The 15,479-nt window shown below is 50.6% G+C and carries 17 protein-coding genes and 1 riboswitch; of the genes, 16 read left to right on the top strand and 1 reads right to left on the bottom strand.

All coding sequences use genetic code 11. The annotated features are described in order from the left end of the window. The first annotated feature begins 41 nt into the window (after positions 1–41). The 13 genes from PAEVO_RS19015 (at position 42) to PAEVO_RS18955 (ending at position 10,351) form a co-directional block, all read left to right on the top strand. The gene (locus tag PAEVO_RS19015) at positions 42–278 is read left to right on the top strand and encodes a hypothetical protein (protein WP_100538955.1); all 237 of its coding nucleotides are present in this window, start codon (positions 42–44) and stop codon (positions 276–278) included. Positions 279–324: 46 nt separating this feature from the next. After that, positions 325–720: a spore coat protein gene (locus PAEVO_RS19010; RefSeq protein WP_100538954.1), complete on the top strand. Its 396-nt coding sequence runs from the start codon at positions 325–327 to the stop codon at positions 718–720. A 170-nt stretch (positions 721–890) separates the two neighbouring features. After that, positions 891–1,391: an Lrp/AsnC family transcriptional regulator gene (locus tag PAEVO_RS19005; RefSeq protein WP_076324518.1), complete on the top strand. Its 501-nt coding sequence runs from the start codon at positions 891–893 to the stop codon at positions 1,389–1,391. A gap of 14 nt (positions 1,392–1,405) precedes the next feature. Further along, on the top strand, positions 1,406–2,611 hold the full coding sequence (locus PAEVO_RS19000; RefSeq protein ID WP_100538953.1) for an aminotransferase class I/II-fold pyridoxal phosphate-dependent enzyme: 1,206 nt from the start codon (positions 1,406–1,408) through the stop codon (positions 2,609–2,611). Between the two features lie 118 nt (positions 2,612–2,729). Continuing rightward, a complete protein-coding gene (locus PAEVO_RS18995; protein WP_009590300.1) occupies positions 2,730–2,993 on the top strand; it encodes an aspartyl-phosphate phosphatase Spo0E family protein in 264 nt (87 codons plus the stop codon). A gap of 349 nt (positions 2,994–3,342) precedes the next feature. Then, positions 3,343–3,903 carry a cob(I)yrinic acid a,c-diamide adenosyltransferase gene (locus PAEVO_RS18990; RefSeq protein WP_100538952.1) on the top strand — a complete coding sequence of 187 codons (561 nt, stop codon included), beginning with the start codon at positions 3,343–3,345 and terminating at the stop codon, positions 3,901–3,903. A gap of 3 nt (positions 3,904–3,906) precedes the next feature. Beyond that, complete coding sequence (locus tag PAEVO_RS18985; RefSeq protein WP_100538951.1) at positions 3,907–4,920, top strand: RluA family pseudouridine synthase; 1,014 nt, start codon at positions 3,907–3,909, stop codon at positions 4,918–4,920. Between the two features lie 34 nt (positions 4,921–4,954). Beyond that, positions 4,955–5,317, top strand: coding sequence for an arsenate reductase family protein (locus PAEVO_RS18980; protein ID WP_100538950.1), 363 nt, complete (start codon positions 4,955–4,957; stop codon positions 5,315–5,317). Between the two features lie 403 nt (positions 5,318–5,720). After that, on the top strand, positions 5,721–6,617 hold the full coding sequence (locus PAEVO_RS18975; RefSeq protein ID WP_181469742.1) for a 5'-3' exonuclease: 897 nt from the start codon (positions 5,721–5,723) through the stop codon (positions 6,615–6,617). Positions 6,618–6,655: 38 nt separating this feature from the next. After that, positions 6,656–7,462, top strand: a complete 807-nt coding sequence (gene modA, locus PAEVO_RS18970) for a molybdate ABC transporter substrate-binding protein (RefSeq protein ID WP_243390821.1) — start codon at positions 6,656–6,658, stop codon at positions 7,460–7,462. After that, positions 7,459–8,136 (top strand): molybdate ABC transporter permease subunit, encoded by a 678-nt coding sequence (gene modB / locus PAEVO_RS18965; protein WP_243390820.1) that lies wholly within the window; start codon positions 7,459–7,461, stop codon positions 8,134–8,136. The genes modA and modB overlap by 4 nt, the downstream gene beginning before the upstream one ends. A 100-nt stretch (positions 8,137–8,236) precedes the next feature. Continuing rightward, on the top strand, positions 8,237–9,133 hold the full coding sequence (locus PAEVO_RS18960) for an ROK family protein (RefSeq protein WP_100538947.1): 897 nt from the start codon (positions 8,237–8,239) through the stop codon (positions 9,131–9,133). 192 nt (positions 9,134–9,325) lie between these two features. Continuing rightward, positions 9,326–10,351 carry an HRDC domain-containing protein gene (locus tag PAEVO_RS18955; protein ID WP_100538946.1) on the top strand — a complete coding sequence of 342 codons (1,026 nt, stop codon included), beginning with the start codon at positions 9,326–9,328 and terminating at the stop codon, positions 10,349–10,351. A 77-nt stretch (positions 10,352–10,428) separates the two neighbouring features. Here PAEVO_RS18955 and corA read toward each other — a convergent pair whose 3' ends face one another. After that, a complete protein-coding gene (corA, locus tag PAEVO_RS18950; protein ID WP_100538945.1) occupies positions 10,429–11,364 on the bottom strand; it encodes a magnesium/cobalt transporter CorA in 936 nt (311 codons plus the stop codon). Positions 11,365–11,805: 441 nt separating this feature from the next. Next, a riboswitch (SAM riboswitch) is annotated at positions 11,806–11,935 on the top strand. A gap of 133 nt (positions 11,936–12,068) precedes the next feature. Here corA and metA point away from each other — a divergent pair. Genes metA through PAEVO_RS18935 form a run of 3 tightly spaced genes read left to right on the top strand, consistent with a single transcriptional unit; the run spans position 12,069 to position 15,412 of the window. Next, positions 12,069–12,986, top strand: coding sequence for a homoserine O-acetyltransferase MetA (metA, locus tag PAEVO_RS18945; RefSeq protein ID WP_015737127.1), 918 nt, complete (start codon positions 12,069–12,071; stop codon positions 12,984–12,986). 24 nt (positions 12,987–13,010) lie between these two features. Beyond that, positions 13,011–14,195, top strand: a complete 1,185-nt coding sequence (locus PAEVO_RS18940) for a PLP-dependent transferase (protein ID WP_100538944.1) — start codon at positions 13,011–13,013, stop codon at positions 14,193–14,195. Further along, complete coding sequence (locus tag PAEVO_RS18935; protein WP_100538943.1) at positions 14,192–15,412, top strand: aminotransferase class I/II-fold pyridoxal phosphate-dependent enzyme; 1,221 nt, start codon at positions 14,192–14,194, stop codon at positions 15,410–15,412. Before PAEVO_RS18940 ends, PAEVO_RS18935 begins: the two co-directional genes overlap by 4 nt. Positions 15,413–15,479: the final 67 nt, after the last annotated feature.

Genomic DNA, 15,479 nt, shown 5'->3' with positions numbered 1-15,479 from the left:
AGCCCTGTGCAACCTAATTGGAAAGGGGAACAAACACAAAGATGATACCTAATCAGCAATTACAGCCTCTAACCTCAAAAGAACTGGACTATATTGCGGACTGCATTTCCAACGAGAGCATGCTGGCCAAGCATTGTGCCGCGACAGCCGCAGCCAGTCAAAATCCTGCAATCCAGCAGGCGCTGCTGGGATTCGTAAGTCGCCATGAGCAGCATCTCGATACATTGATTAACTCACTGCAGATCCACAGCAATATCGCGCCGACGCAGCCTCAATAAGAGGAGATATAGACCAGGATGCATAATTGTTAAGGAGGAACGACTTATGATAACGTCTAATGGATCTTCATACCTGCCCGAAGAGGATATGCTTAGCCCTATTCTGGGAGAACTGAAACGGGTCGTGCGAGAGTATACGACAGCTACAACGGAAGCTTCTTGTCCTGATGTCCGTCAAATGTTTACGGATCTGACTGCGGATACACTGAAGCTGCAAGGTGAATTTTTTAATATGATGAAGCAGCAGAACATGTATACCGCGCCTCGGCATGCATTGAAATACGATGTGGACAAGCAGTATAAGCAGGCGCAGCAGTCCCAGCAAAAAACACGGGAAACCATTAATCAAAAAACTTCCGGTATGGGCACGTACGCGCATCATCCGAATGTAGCGCCGCATACCAATAATGTAGCCCCTACATCTAATAATGTAACCCAATAATCCCATGGTTAACTCAAACAATAAGCCGATGCATCACTGCAGCCCGTTGCTGCAGTGATGCATCGGTATTTTTTTTTGCACATCCCGTGTAAGTTATTGTAATATAAGTATTAATCTCTGTTCCGAAATATCATGCATGATTTCCGGAATAAGTGCTGGAGGATACGTATATGGAAGAGCTTAGCGAATTGAAACTGAAGGTGCTTGACCTGCTGAAAGAAGACGCGAGAAGATCGCCGGCTCTACTCTCTACTCTACTCGGTGTAGATGAGGAAGAAATAAAGACCTCCATTGCGGAGCTTGAACGAGATCACGTTATTGTTAAGTATGCGACCGTTGTCAACTGGGGCAAGATGGAAGACGAGAAGGTTACGGCGCTGATCGAGGTTCAAATTACACCTGAGCGCGGAAGAGGCTTTGAAGGAATTGCCGAGCGGATTTATTTATTCCCGCAGGTGAAGTCGGTCTATCTTATGTCTGGCGCCTACGACTTGCTGGTTGAAGTGGAAGGCAGAAACTTGCGTGAGGTGGCCAACTTTGTTTCTGAGAAACTGTCACCTATCGATTCTGTATTATCGACCAAAACCAATTTTATTTTAAAAAAATATAAACAAGACGGGATTATTTTTGAAGAACGTCAAGAAGACAATCGTCTCCTGATCTCGCCGTAAAGGAAGCGTGTGCTATGATTGTGAACGAACAGCAGCTTGCAGAAAATAACAGGAAATCGATGAGCTCCTATTTGGCGCCTAGGGTCAGGGACATTCAACCCTCCGGAATCCGGAAATTTTTTGATCTCGTCAGTGGAAATAAGGATATTATCACACTTGGTGTCGGTGAGCCTGATTTCGTAACGCCGTGGCATGTACGAGAAGCCTGCGTGTATTCATTGGAGCGCGGGTTTACAGGATATACGTCCAATGCCGGTATGCCGGAACTGCGGGAGGCGATCGCGGAATATTTGAACGACAGTTTCCACGTGACCTATAATCCTGCCAATGAAATGATTGTAACCGTAGGCGGCAGTGAAGCGATTGATCTGGCGCTGCGTGCCTTGATTGTACCCGGTGATGAAATTCTGATTCCCGAGCCGTGTTACATTTCTTACTCGCCGATTGCTTCAATCGGTGGCGGGGTACCCGTTGGTATTGAAACGACGGCAGAGCATCATTTCAAACTGACGGCCGAGGCGCTTGAAGCGCAAATCACGCCCAAATCGAAGATTCTAATCCTGTGCTACCCAAGCAATCCGACGGGAGCCATCATGACTTATGAGGATTGGCTGCCCATTGCAGAAGTGGTGGAAAAACACGATTTGATTGTGATCTCCGATGAAATCTATGCGGAGCTCACATATGAAGGCAAACATGTCAGCTTTGCCTCGATGCCAGGCATGATGGACCGCACCATACTGGTGAGCGGCTTCTCGAAGGCGTTTGCTATGACCGGTTGGCGTATGGGGTATGTGTGTGCTCATGCCGATCTGATCGGCGCCATGCTGAAAATACACCAATATACGGTTATGTGTGCACCCGCAATGGGGCAAGTCGCCGCGCTCGAAGCATTGCGCAACGGTATGGGGGAAAAGGATCGAATGGTTGAATCCTATAACCAGCGGCGCAGGCTCGTGGTTCAAGGGCTGCGGGAGATCGGTTTGGATTGCCACGAACCGCAGGGAGCGTTCTACGCATTCCCGAGCATCAAGGGAACAGGACTCGGCTCGGATGAATTTGCCCAGCGCTTGCTGACCGAGGCAAAAGTGGCTGCAGTACCAGGCACCGCATTCGGGCTTGGCGGGGAAGGATTCATCCGCTGCTCTTATGCTACATCCATTGCCCAACTGAATGAGGCCTTGGAGAGAATGGGCAATTTTGTGGAAAAAATAAAGTAGGCAAGGAAATCGTTGAACTTTTTCCTTGAATTAACAAAAAAATCACTTTCCATTGGCAAAATATATGTTATAATTTTATTTTGGGGGCAGAATTTTACTTTCCAAGGAGGGATCACCAGTGTTTTGTGATTATGAATTGTCAAACTACCGTGGTGACTATACGGCTGAAGACAATAATCACGGTAAATGGTCAATTAAATCAGCCAAATCCACTCCTCAGGAAATTACCTTGGAAGACGAAATTCATATGCTTCGCCGGAAGATGGAACAAATTTTTTTGGAAGAGCAGTCCTTCACATCGGAGATTGTTATCGAGATCAGCAGTTTGCTGGATTTGAAGATCAACGAATATATGAAGGCCCATCCCAAAAAGAAACTATAAAATACGACATGATTGAATAATACAAGGCTGCTCTGAGGCTAGATGCCTCACGGATCAGCCTTGTTTGCGTTTAAAACAATCCCCTGGTGCAAAAACTCGTCCCGGAATCATGATCAGCATGGGGCTTATTCTGCCGTAGAGGGACCGTTATTGGAAATTATGCTATAGTTGAGCATAATAAGAAAAACGTCTATCGACGTACTTTCTCAGAAGACAGACCGCGGTTAAAGGAAGTTTTTCTTGCGATTATAGAATTGCTCAGCTTCGCTGAAACTATAAATTCTATAATCTTAAGAAATATGGTGTGTTCGTTCAATATGGATCGGACTTTGAAATGGAGGAAGATGTGATGAAGGTATATACGAGAACGGGAGATGCGGGGGAAACTTCAATTATTGGCGGTCGTGTGCCCAAGGATGATCCGCGCATCGAGGCGTATGGCACGATCGATGAATTAAACAGCTTTGTCGGTCAAGCCGTATTTTTGGCCAAGGAAGCCGACTTTGAGGAGCTGCATCTTCAGCTCGTTCGAATCCAGCATGAACTGTTCGATTGCGGCTCGGATCTGGCCTATGCGAGACCTCGTGAGGATAAACTCAAGGTAAGCGCCGATCTTGTGGATAATCTGGAGGCATGGCTGGATGCATTCGAGGAGAAAAACCCTCCGCTTGAGCGTTTTATCCTGCCAGGCGGAAGCGCGTTGTCCTCCATGCTTCATGTATGTCGGACCGTATGCCGCCGAGCCGAGCGGTTGACCGTTTCGCTGCAGCGAACCACGGAAATCAATCCGGAGGTTCGCCGCTATCTGAACCGATTGTCCGACTATTTCTTTGTGACTGCGCGGGCAGCCAATGTGCACGCCGGGATTCCGGATGTCGAATATGAGCGAAGTGGAAAGGTGTTTCGGTAATTCATGAATTTGTATTATCCGCCAATCAGCTATGTCGTGTCACCGCAAGAAGACGGCATGCAGCTTAAGACCATTTTACAAAAACGAATGGGGGTATCCCGTAAGCTGCTCTCGCGCCTCAAGTTGACCGAGCAGGGCATCATGCTGAACGGGACCCGTGTATACATTAGCGTTAAAGTGCATGCGGGAGATCTGATCGAAATTCGGATGGAGCAGGAACGGTCAGACGATATGCTGCCCCAGCCGATGAAACTTCATATTCTGTACGAGGATGAGCATCTGCTTGTTCTGAACAAGCCGGCAGGGATCATCGTGCATCCGACGCACGGTCATTATACGGACACACTGGCGAACGGCGTTGTTCACTATTGGCAGGAGAAGGGCTGGAATTACCGGTTCAGAGCGGTTCACAGGCTGGATCAGGAAACCTCCGGCGTGCTGGTGGTGGCGAAGAATCCGTATATTCACCAGCATGTTTCCGAACAAATGATAGCCGGCACGGTTGACAAGAGGTATGTAGCATTTGTTCATGGCAAGCCTGCTGTGCCGTCAGGCGATATTGACGGTCCGATTGATCGGGATCCGTTAGAGCCCCACCGTCGCATCGTAACTCCGGATGGATATCCTTCATTGACACGGTATCAGGTATGCGAAACCTATCCTTCCGCATCCTTGGTTGAGTTGAAGCTGGAAACGGGCCGGACCCATCAAATTCGGGTGCATATGCTTAGCATCGGCTGTCCATTGATTGGAGATCAGATGTATAGGCACCCGGTTTACAGCGATCGGGAGTCGCCATCAGATGGGACGGAAGCTGCTTCCTATGAGAACGAGGGACCGGCAGAGCCGGAAGCCGCATCCATCATGAGGCTGGACCGGTGCATGGGCAGGCAGGCGCTGCATGCGGCAAGCCTGACGCTGATGCACCCGATTGAGGGGACCCCGATGGTATTCACCGCTCCGCTCCCTGAGGATATGAACTTTCTGAGAAACCTGCTTGCGGAAGAGGCGACCTAATTTTCAAAACAACATGAGAAGGAGAACGTATCGAATGAGCAAACTGAAAGTATATCAATACCCGAAATGCGGGACATGCCGTAACGCGGTGAAATGGCTGCAGAACGAAGGGCATGAGCTGGAACTTCAAAATATTTTTGAGCAACCGCCAAAGAAGGATGAATTAGCCGACCTTATCGCCAAGAGCGGCCTGGAGCTGAAGAAATTTTTCAATACGAGCGGCGAGGTCTACAAGGAAATGAACCTGAAAGACAAGCTGCCTGGACTCTCCGACGAGGAGAAAATCGAACTGTTGTCGTCCAACGGAAGATTGATTAAGCGTCCGATCGTGACGGACGGCAGTAAAGTGACCGTCGGCTTCAAGGCGGAACAATATCAGGATTCATGGCAGAAGTAGAATGGCCATTTTTTAGCCGGAGACAAGGACAGGCCCAATAAAGGCCGGTTAAAAGAGCTGATGGAACCCGATTGTTGAAGGGCAACGATCCGGCATTGACGCATTCTCCTGCTGGTAAAGGTAGAGCATCCCAAGGTCCTTGGACCGCCGGGATGCTCTTTTGTTTTAAGAGATAAGAACGTATAAACATCCGAGGCTTAGCATCCTTATCTCGCAAGAAAAACTTCCGCTACATGCGGTCTGTCTACTGAGAAAGTACGTCGATAGACGTTTTTCTTATGAACAGCCAATGATAGGAAATTCAAAGAAATGCCTTGTGACTAGCCCAAGTCTATATAGGGATATGGTATAATGACAAGGTATATTTAAGGTTATATCAGAGAAGTTAAAGTTAGGAGCGATCATGACTGTGATACCCAATCAACAACCATCCTTAATGCTTGTAGACGGGATGGCTTTATTATTTCGTGCTTACTATGCGACCGCGTCAAGCGGCTATATCCGTCGAACCAAAGCGGGTGTGCCGACCAACGCGATTTACGGCTTCCTGCGGTATATGTGGGATGCTATCGATAAATTTCAGCCTACCCATGTGGCGTGCTGCTGGGATATGGGCTCAAAAACATTTCGTACAGAGCAATTTGCCTCGTATAAAGGGAATCGTCCGGAAGCGCCGGATGATTTGGTTCCGCAGTTTTCGTTGGTGCGTGATGTGACGGAATGCCTGGGAATTCCGAATCTGGGCGTCGTGGGCTATGAGGCTGATGATTGCATCGGTACGCTGGCCAGACGGTATGGGGATAGCATGAATGTCATGATCCTGTCGGGGGACCACGATCTGCTTCAGCTCGTGAACGATTCGACTTCCGTCATTATTATGAAAAAGGGACACGGCAATTATATGCATTATACCCCGGAAACGTTGTATGCCGAAAAAGGACTTTCCCCAAGACAGGTGATCGATGTGAAAGGCCTGATGGGAGATACGAGCGATAATTATCCGGGCGTACGCGGGATTGGCGAGAAAACGGCGGTCAAGCTGATTCAGGAGTATGAATCCGTGGAAGGCATTCTTGCGAATCTTGATTCGCTGACCAAAGGGGTCCGCACCAAGATCGAGGCGGATCTGGAAATGCTGCATCTGTCCCGGGCTTTGGCCGAAATCCATTGCGAGGTTCCCATGGAGTGCGAATTGGATCTATGCCGCCTGAGCGTGGATCACGAACGGGCATTAACCAAACTGGAGGAGCTCGAGATGAAGAGCCTCGGCCATCTTTTTGGGGTGGCGGTGGTTTCCTAGTCATGTGGAGACCGTTTAATTTCGGAAGAACATCAATCTTGACCGGGTTGCTGCTTGGGGCCATGCTGCTTCTAATATCCGCATGTGCCTCCAACCAGACTCCTTCAACCGATACCACTAAGCAGCCCTCAGGGGCTGAGAAGAAGGTGGAAGTGATTGTTTCGGCAGCAGCAAGCCTAAAATCCAGCCTGGAAGAGACCGGACGACGATTTGAAGCAGAGTTTCCGAATGTTACGCTGCGTTATAATTTCGGCGGTTCGGGCTCTCTTGGACAACAGCTCGAGCAAGGGGCGCCTGTAGATTTGTTTGTATCCGCGGCAACGGAGCCGATGGATCGACTGGTCGAGAAGGGGATCGTACAATCCGATGCGGTTCAGTTGATGTTTCGGAATGCGTTGGTGCTGATTGAGCCTGTTGGCAAACAGAACGTGAAGCAGTTATCGGATCTGCTCAAACCTGAAGTACGCGTTCTGGCTATCGGGCAGCCGGATACGGTACCGGCCGGGGAGTATGCGAAGGATGCTCTTCAGAATGAAGGCCTTTGGGATGATGTCGAATCCAAGGCGGTGTATGCCAAGGACGTGACGCAAGTTCTCGCTTATGTGGAGTCGGGGAATGCGGATGCCGGTTTTGTGTATAAAACCGATCTGAAGAGTTCGACCAAGGCAAAACTTGCGCTTGAGGTCGACCCGGACAAGCACCAACCGATTGAATATCCTGCAGCGGTTCCGGGCAATGCCAAGCATCCGCAGGAGGCTGAGGCGCTCCTTGAATTTATGCGGAAGCCCGAGATCAGGGATATCTTCACGGAGGCTGGATTTGAGGTAGCGGAGGCGTCGCCGTGACCACGACCGAAATGTTCTGGATGCCGGTATGGCTGTCGATAAAAACATCACTGCTGTCCAGCATCATTGCCTTTATACTGGGATCAGCGGCGGCACGCTGGATGTCCCGGCGCGCGTTTGTCGGCAAAACGGCCGTCGAAACGCTGCTGATGCTTCCGCTTGTGCTTCCGCCCACGGTGGTCGGCTTTCTTCTGCTTGTCATGCTGGGCAGAAACAGCTGGATAGGTTCAGCTGCCGAATGGCTGTTTGCCAGGCCCATCATTTTCAGTTGGGGAGCCGCAGTCATAGCGGCTATAGTGGTCTCGTTTCCGCTTGTGTATCAGAGCATGCGGGTGGGCTTTGAGTCCGTGGACCCGGAGCTTGAGGATTCGGCGCGATCGGCCGGGGCCGGTGAATGGCAGGTGCTTCGCTGGATTACGCTGCCGCTGGTCCGCAGGGCAGGCGTATCGGCGTTCATTCTGGCTTTTGCCAGAGGCTTGGGCGAGTTTGGGGCAACCTGGATGGTTGCAGGCAATATACCGGGCGTCACGCAAACGCTGCCCACGGCGATTTACGTTGCGGTTAGCAATGGCGAAAGCGGGCTGGCATGGGCGTGGACGGCGGTCATTATTTTGTTCTCATGGCTGTTACTCGCCGCGTCAGGAACGGGCAGAAGCAGAGAAAGCGGCAGGTAGACTTGACGGGAGCACAATGTTTACATATGCTTCGAATAGAGCTTGTTAGCAACCAAATAGAGAACAAGGCACAGCACATCGTGGAGAGGATGGAAGAAGCATGAGTTTACTTGGAGCAATTGAAGCAGGAGGAACCAAGTTCGTTTGCGGCGTGGGTATGGAGGATGGAACGGTTGTGGAGCGAGTGAGCTTCCCGACAACAACCCCGGAAGAAACCATGGCAAACGTCTTTAACTTTTTTGCTGATAAGGATATAGAGTCGATCGGAGTCGGTTCTTTCGGACCGATTGATCCGGTGAAGGGCAGCCCGACTTATGGCTGCATTACAACGACACCGAAGCCGCATTGGAGCAATTACAATATTGTCAAAGCATTGGAAGAGCGTTTTCATGTTCCGATTGGATTTGATACCGATGTAAACGGAGCAGCTCTTGGAGAATATACATGGGGCGCTGCCCAGGGACTGGATAGCTGTCTGTATATCACCATCGGAACGGGAGTAGGAGCAGGCGCCGTGGTAGCTGGTGAATTGATCCACGGCTTGTCTCATCCGGAGATGGGGCATATTTATGTGCGCCGCCATCCGGAAGACCGGTATGAAGGGACCTGTCCCTATCACGCCGACTGTCTGGAGGGGCTTGCAGCCGGTCCGTCCCTTGGCAAACGTTGGGGAGTTCCCGGCGTGGAATTGACGCCGGATCATCCGGCTTGGGAGATGGAAGCTTATTATCTGGCTCAAGCGCTGATGAATTATGTCCTCATTCTGTCCCCTCAGCGTATTGTGATGGGCGGAGGCGTTATGAAGCAGGAGCAGCTGTTCCCGCTGATCCGCACGAAGCTTCAGGAGCTGCTGGCCGGATATGTTCAGCATCCAAGCCTTCATGACGGGATTGATCAATTCATCGTTCCGCCGATGCTCGGCGATAATGCGGGGCTCTGCGGCGCATTGGCGTTGGCCAAGCTGGCAGTAGATGAGGCGAAGAGCGTTCAGGCTTAACCTTATTTCTTAATTTCTTATATAGAGTGAGCCAAAATTGGTTTGATTTTATTACAGATTATGGTATTATGGTTTCAACAGTATAACGTATGGAACGGGAAGCACCTTTCTTTGTCGCTGCGGCGGAGGAGAGGTGCTTTTTTGCGTTGTATCATCGTTGTGCTGAATGCTTAAACGGGAGGTATTTGAGGGATGCAAATTGTGTTCATGAATCAGATGAGCGGAGCGGATGAGTCAGGTCATCTCCGTTCTGCTCAAGTATGGATCGGTGAGGAAGAGGGGGGATGGCAGCTCGGTTGGCGGAATATGGAACCGGACGGTGAAGTATCCGACGAGGAGTGGTATGAAGGGAATTCATGGAATGAGTTATTATGCGTGTACCGACATCAATTAGCGAAGAAGCTTGGAGAGGGCTTCCGGCCGCTTGTTGAGGGGGTATTCCATGAACCCGGAGAGACGGGAGGCAAGAATCTTCGTGTGCAGAAGCTGCAGTGCTACAGTGAGCTGTATGGCTCGGAGGAGCTGTACACGGAGCTGTGTGCCTGGCGCAGGAGAAAGGCGGCCTCCGGAAGAAAAGCCCCTTACTTCATTGCCAGCAATCGGGTGCTGCGCATGATTAGCGCCTTCATCCCCCAGAATGAGGAAGAGCTGCTGCAGCTTCCGGGAATCGGGGTCAGCAAGGCCTCGGAGCATGGGGCGGAGTGGCTGGAGATCACGACGAAAATCGAGCGAACCACAACCTTTCCATTGGATTGGGTTTATAAGCAGCTGCAGGAAGAAGTGTTCTTGTCCTGGCTGTATAAACAGAAGGAGCAGCGCTACAAGCAAGAGCTGGACCGCTTCCGAATCCGTCGTACGATGCTGCTTGGCATAGCAGAGGGAGCTTCGCTGACCCAGCTGGAAGAGCGCACCGCGTTATCTCGCCGGGATTTGGTTGAGGAATTGGAGGGGCTCGAGAAGGAAGGTTATGACACGGAGCAGCTGCTGGAGGTAGAATTGAATACGATGACGGCTTCAGAGCAGGCGACGGTATGGAAGGCTTTTGAAGAGCTGGGCGATACGTTTCTTAAACCGGTATTACAACGGGTATATGGAGAAGGACAAGCCCGGAATGGAGAGGTAGAAGAGATTGGCGGAACGGAGAAGCTGTATGAGCGGCTGCGCCTGATACGGATTCGCTTCCGGCGGGAAGAGCCTGGCAAAGCGAACGCAGGCTAATCCGCACGAACGAAATCAGGACGGATTTCCTTGTGCAAGGAGATCCGTCCTGATTCTGTCTGTGGAGATGTGATATTTCATATCCAGTCCTTTTTGCGGAACAGATAAAACATGAGGGCACCGGCAGAAATCATGATGCCTATAACTACATAATATGAATATTTCCAGTGAAGCTCAGGCATATTGTCAAAGTTCATGCCGTAGATGCCCGTAATCAGCGTCAGTGGAATAAAGATCGTTGTAATGGCGGTAAACACACGCATGATTTCATTGGCCCGATTGGCGATACTGGATTGGTAAGCCTCTCGAAGGTTCCCCATAAGATCCCGGTAGGTCTCGAAGGTTTCGGAAATTTTCACGGCATTTTCATAGATATCGCTGAAATATTTCTGCAGCTGGTCATCGATCAGCCGGAGATCTTTTTTGTTAAGTGTATTGATAACTTCCTTCTGCGGACCAAGCACCTTTTTCAACCAAAGAATCTCGCTTCGCAGACCGATAATCTCGCTTAAGTGTGTTTTTTTGGTATGCATCAGGATGTCTTCCTCCAGCTTTTCAATCCGCGCCTCGATGCGGTCCCCGACGGAGAAATAGTTGTCCGTGACAAGGTCGATCAAGAGGTAAAGGAAGCGGTCAGGCGTGCTGACTTCGTCCTCCCAGAGAAGCGGCTTAACGGTGCGAAGCTCGTGGATCTTTTGCTTGGTTACCGTAATAATAAAATGTCTGCCCAGGAAAACATTCAATGCCCGAAGGAAAATCTCTTCGTCGTCAAACCGGATGCTGTTCACGACGATAAAATAGTGGTTCTCGTATATTTCAATTTTGGGACGCTGCTCCTCTTCGCTGAGGCAATCCTCAACCGCAAGATCATGCAGGGAGAAGAGGGGCTGCAGTTCGGCTAAATCATCCACGTCCGCATCCAGCCAGTAGAAGCCGCTGGCCGGAGGCGTCAGCGTCATTTCGATGTCATCAATAGGGGTAAATACGCCCGAATCGACCAACCGGATTTTCATCTGATATCACTCCTTTGTCAAATACAAACTGCTTGGTTCAGCAGTAAAGGCACAGGATATCAGCCCACCGGTATACAGGCATGATTCAAGGAAGGTTAGAATACGATAAAAGCGCATGAAAAATAACGCCGCCCTCTGCCGGTAAGCTGATCTTAATCCTATGCGGTTGTGCGTCTTGTGCATCCAGTTTCTGGCTCGGGTCACCGTCCATCTTCCATGTCACCTCTTTCATACTCGGTTTTAAACAGCACTTGTCTAGTATAACGCCGGGTGTAGGACCTTTCAAGTTGAAAATCCGGTGCAATCAAGGGCCATTTGTACAGGGTATGGAAACCTTCGGTGAAGTGTGACGGACTTATGAAAAGGTTCTTGACGAAAAATTGGGAATGATTTAAAGTAAGTATCAATTACGAACCATTTAAGACAACTGAATAAAGCGAAATCTTATCAAGAGCAGGTGGAGGGACTAGCCCTATGAAACCCGGCAACCGGCGGCAACATCGCACGGTGCTAATTCTTGCAGGAGATACGACGCTTCTTCGAAGCCGTTGTATAGTCTGACAGATGAGAGAGGCGCATTGTGATACGTATATGATGACCTTTCTCTACTTCGAGAAAGGTTTTCTTGCGTTTATACAGTCTAACGCTCTTTCTCACAGCTTTTTATGGATGTATCATTTCATATTTCGAAGGAGTGAGCCACAATGCCAATTAAAATTCCGGATGCCTTGCCGGCAAAGGAAGTTCTGGCTGGAGAAAACATTTTTGTCATGGATGAGAGTCATGCATTTCATCAGGATATCCGCCCATTGCGAATTGCTATTCTGAACTTGATGCCAACCAAGGAAACGACGGAGACCCAGCTGCTGCGATTGATCGGTAACTCCCCGCTCCAGGTGGATGTTGTTCTTCTTCATCCGAGTTCCCACGTTTCGAAGAATACGTCGGCTGAGCATCTGAAATCATTTTACAAAACCTTTGAAGAAGTGAAGAACCGGCGTTTTGACGGCATGATTATTACAGGAGCTCCCGTCGAGCAGTTGGAGTTTGAAGAAGTGAATTACTGGGATGAGCTTACTGAAATCTTTGAATGGACCAAGACGCATGTGACCTCCACGCTCCATATCTGCTGGGCATCGCAGGCCGGGCTTTATTATCATTACGGCGTGCCGAAATACAGCCTCGAGGAAAAATGCTTTGGCGTATTTCCACATACGATCAATGAAGCATGTACCAAGCTGCTTCGCGGCTTTGACGAAATGTTCTTTGTTCCGCATTCCCGTCATACGGAAGTTCGGCGCGAAGACATTACAGGTGTTGACGATTTGGTCATCCTGTCCGAGTCCGAGGAAGCAGGCATTTATTTGGTATCCAGCCGCGATGGAAAGCAGATTTTTGCCACAGGGCATTCCGAATATGATGCGGACTCTCTGAAATGGGAGTATGACCGGGACGTTGCCAAAGGAATGGATATCGCGCTGCCGCGCAACTATTACCCGAATGATGATCCAACAAGGACGCCTCCGTCCATCTGGCGCGCGCATGCAAACTTATTATTTACTAATTGGCTCAATTACTATGTATATCAGGAAACGCCGTACGATATTGGTCCGCAAATATAGCAGTATACGGGAGGAGAGTTTGTGATGGAGAAGAAACCTTTGAATATAGAGAGCCGGCTGGCACAGATCGGGTCGGTGCAAGAACCGGTAACCGGAGCCGTGAATTTTCCGATTTATCAGGCTACGGCGTACCGCCATCCCAAATTAGGCCAGAGCACGGGGTTTGATTATGCCCGTACGAAAAATCCGACCCGGTCGGTATTGGAGGATGCCTGCGCCGAGCTGGAATCCGGTGATGCCGGCTTTGCTTGCAGCTCGGGCATGGCTGCCCTTCAGACGATTTTTGCTTTGTTCGGCCAAGGGGATCATCTGATTGTATCGCTGGATCTGTATGGTGGGACGTATAGGCTGCTGGAGCGGATTATGTCCAAGTTCGGCGTAACGGCTACGTACGTGGATACGAATGACCTGGATGCCCTGGAAGGGTCAAGACAGCCCAACACGAAGGCTGTCTTTGTCGAAACGCCGACCAATCCACTTATGATGATTACGGATATCGAAGCCGTCTGTACGTGGGCAAGGCGCCATCAACTGATCAGCATCGTCGATAATACGCTTTTGACTCCATATTTCCAAAGACCCATCGAGCTTGGGGCGGATATCGTCATACATAGCGCCACCAAGTATTTGGGAGGACATAACGATGTGCTGGCGGGTATCATCGTAACGAAGGGCAAGGAATTATCGGAGGAGATGGCTTTCCTTCATAACTCCATCGGCGCGGTGTTAAGCCCGACCGATTCCTATCAGCTGATGAGAGGCATGAAGACGCTTGCGCTGCGCATGGATCGGCACGAAACGAATGCCACCGCAGTGGCGACATTTTTGACAACTCACCCAGCGATCGGCGAGGTATATTATCCTGCCCTGCCGGATCATCCGGGACATGACATACAGAACCGTCAATCCAGCGGCAACACCGGCATCTTCTCCTTCAAGGTGAAGGACGCCCGCTATGTGGAGCCCGTGCTGCGGCATATTAAGCTGATTGCGTTCGCCGAAAGCCTCGGGGGCGTCGAGTCCCTGATGACATACCCAGCCGTCCAGACCCATGCGGACATCCCGCTTGAGATTCGGGATGCGATCGGTGTGGATGACCGCTTGCTCCGGTTCTCGGTCGGCATCGAGCATGCGGATGACCTGATCGCGGATTTGGATGCTGCGCTGGGCGCAGCTATGGCTGAAGTGGAAGGGAGCACGGGAGAATGAGCATCGATAAAGGCCCATCAGGCTTGGAAACGCAATCCAAGCAGTTATCAACAAAACGGGAGCGCGAGGAAGAACTCCGTTTCGAGACGAAATTATTGCATTTCGGCGGGGAAATCGACCGGGCAACCGGCGCCTCAAGCGTTCCGATCTATCAAGCCTCTACGTTTCATCATGAAGATATCTTTAACCCGCCCCAACATGATTACAGCCGTTCCGGCAATCCGACGAGGCAGGCGCTGGAAGATTATATCGCCCTCTTGGAAGGAGGCGTACGCGGTTTCGCTTATGCTTCCGGTATGGCCGCGATCTCCAGCTCGTTCATGCTGCTCTCCGCGGGCGATCATATGATCGTGACGGAGGACGTGTACGGCGGGACCTACCGCCTGCTGACCAGCATTCTGAGCCGTATGGGCATCGAGAGCACCTTTGTAGACATGACCGATCTGGATCAGGTGAAGGCGGCCCTCAAACCGAATACGAAAGCTGTCTATATGGAGACTCCTTCGAACCCGACCCTGAAAATTACCGACATTGGTGCCGTGACGGATTGGGCGAAGGAGCAAGGCCTGCTTACCCTGCTGGATAATACGTTCATGACGCCGTTTTACCAGCGTCCGATTGAATTCGGCGTGGATATCGTCATCCACAGCGCGACCAAATTCCTTGGCGGGCACAGCGATGTGCTGGCAGGTCTCGCGGTAGCCAGAACCCAGGAGCTTGGAGACCAATTGAAGCAACTGCAAAATGGTTTGGGCACGGTGCTTGGGGTTCAGGATTCCTGGCTCCTTATGCGCGGCATGAAGACACTCAGCACACGAATGGCCCACTCCGAGCAAAGTGCAGCCAAGCTGGCGGCCTGGCTGCAAGGGAGAAGCGATATTGAGCGAGTGTACTACCCTGGCCTCTTGAATCATCCGGGACGTGAAGTCCACGAGAAGCAATCGAGCGGTTATGGTGCGGTCATCTCCTTTGACGTCGGCTCAGGCGAGCGCGCCAAGCAGGTGCTGAACCATGTGAAGCTGCCGCTGGTAGCGGTCAGCCTGGGAGCTGTGGAGAGCATCCTGTCGTATCCGGCGATGATGTCGCATGCAGCGATGGGCGAGAAGGTTCGGCATGAACGCGGCATTACGGATGGTTTGCTCCGTTTCTCGGTTGGACTCGAGGATGTGGACGATCTGATTGCTGACCTGGATCGGGCTTTTGCTGCCAGTTACTAAAGATTTGCATGGAAGCAAGGACTTCATTTAAAGATATGCCAAATCATAGAATTCGGCATCCTGTCAC

Source organism: Paenibacillus sp. GM2FR, from assembly GCF_002803325.1.
GTDB lineage: Bacteria > Bacillota > Bacilli > Paenibacillales > Paenibacillaceae > Paenibacillus_AQ > Paenibacillus_AQ lautus.
The sequence above is the reverse complement of the archived record's forward strand: the minus strand, read 5'-3'. Positions and strand labels throughout refer to the sequence as shown.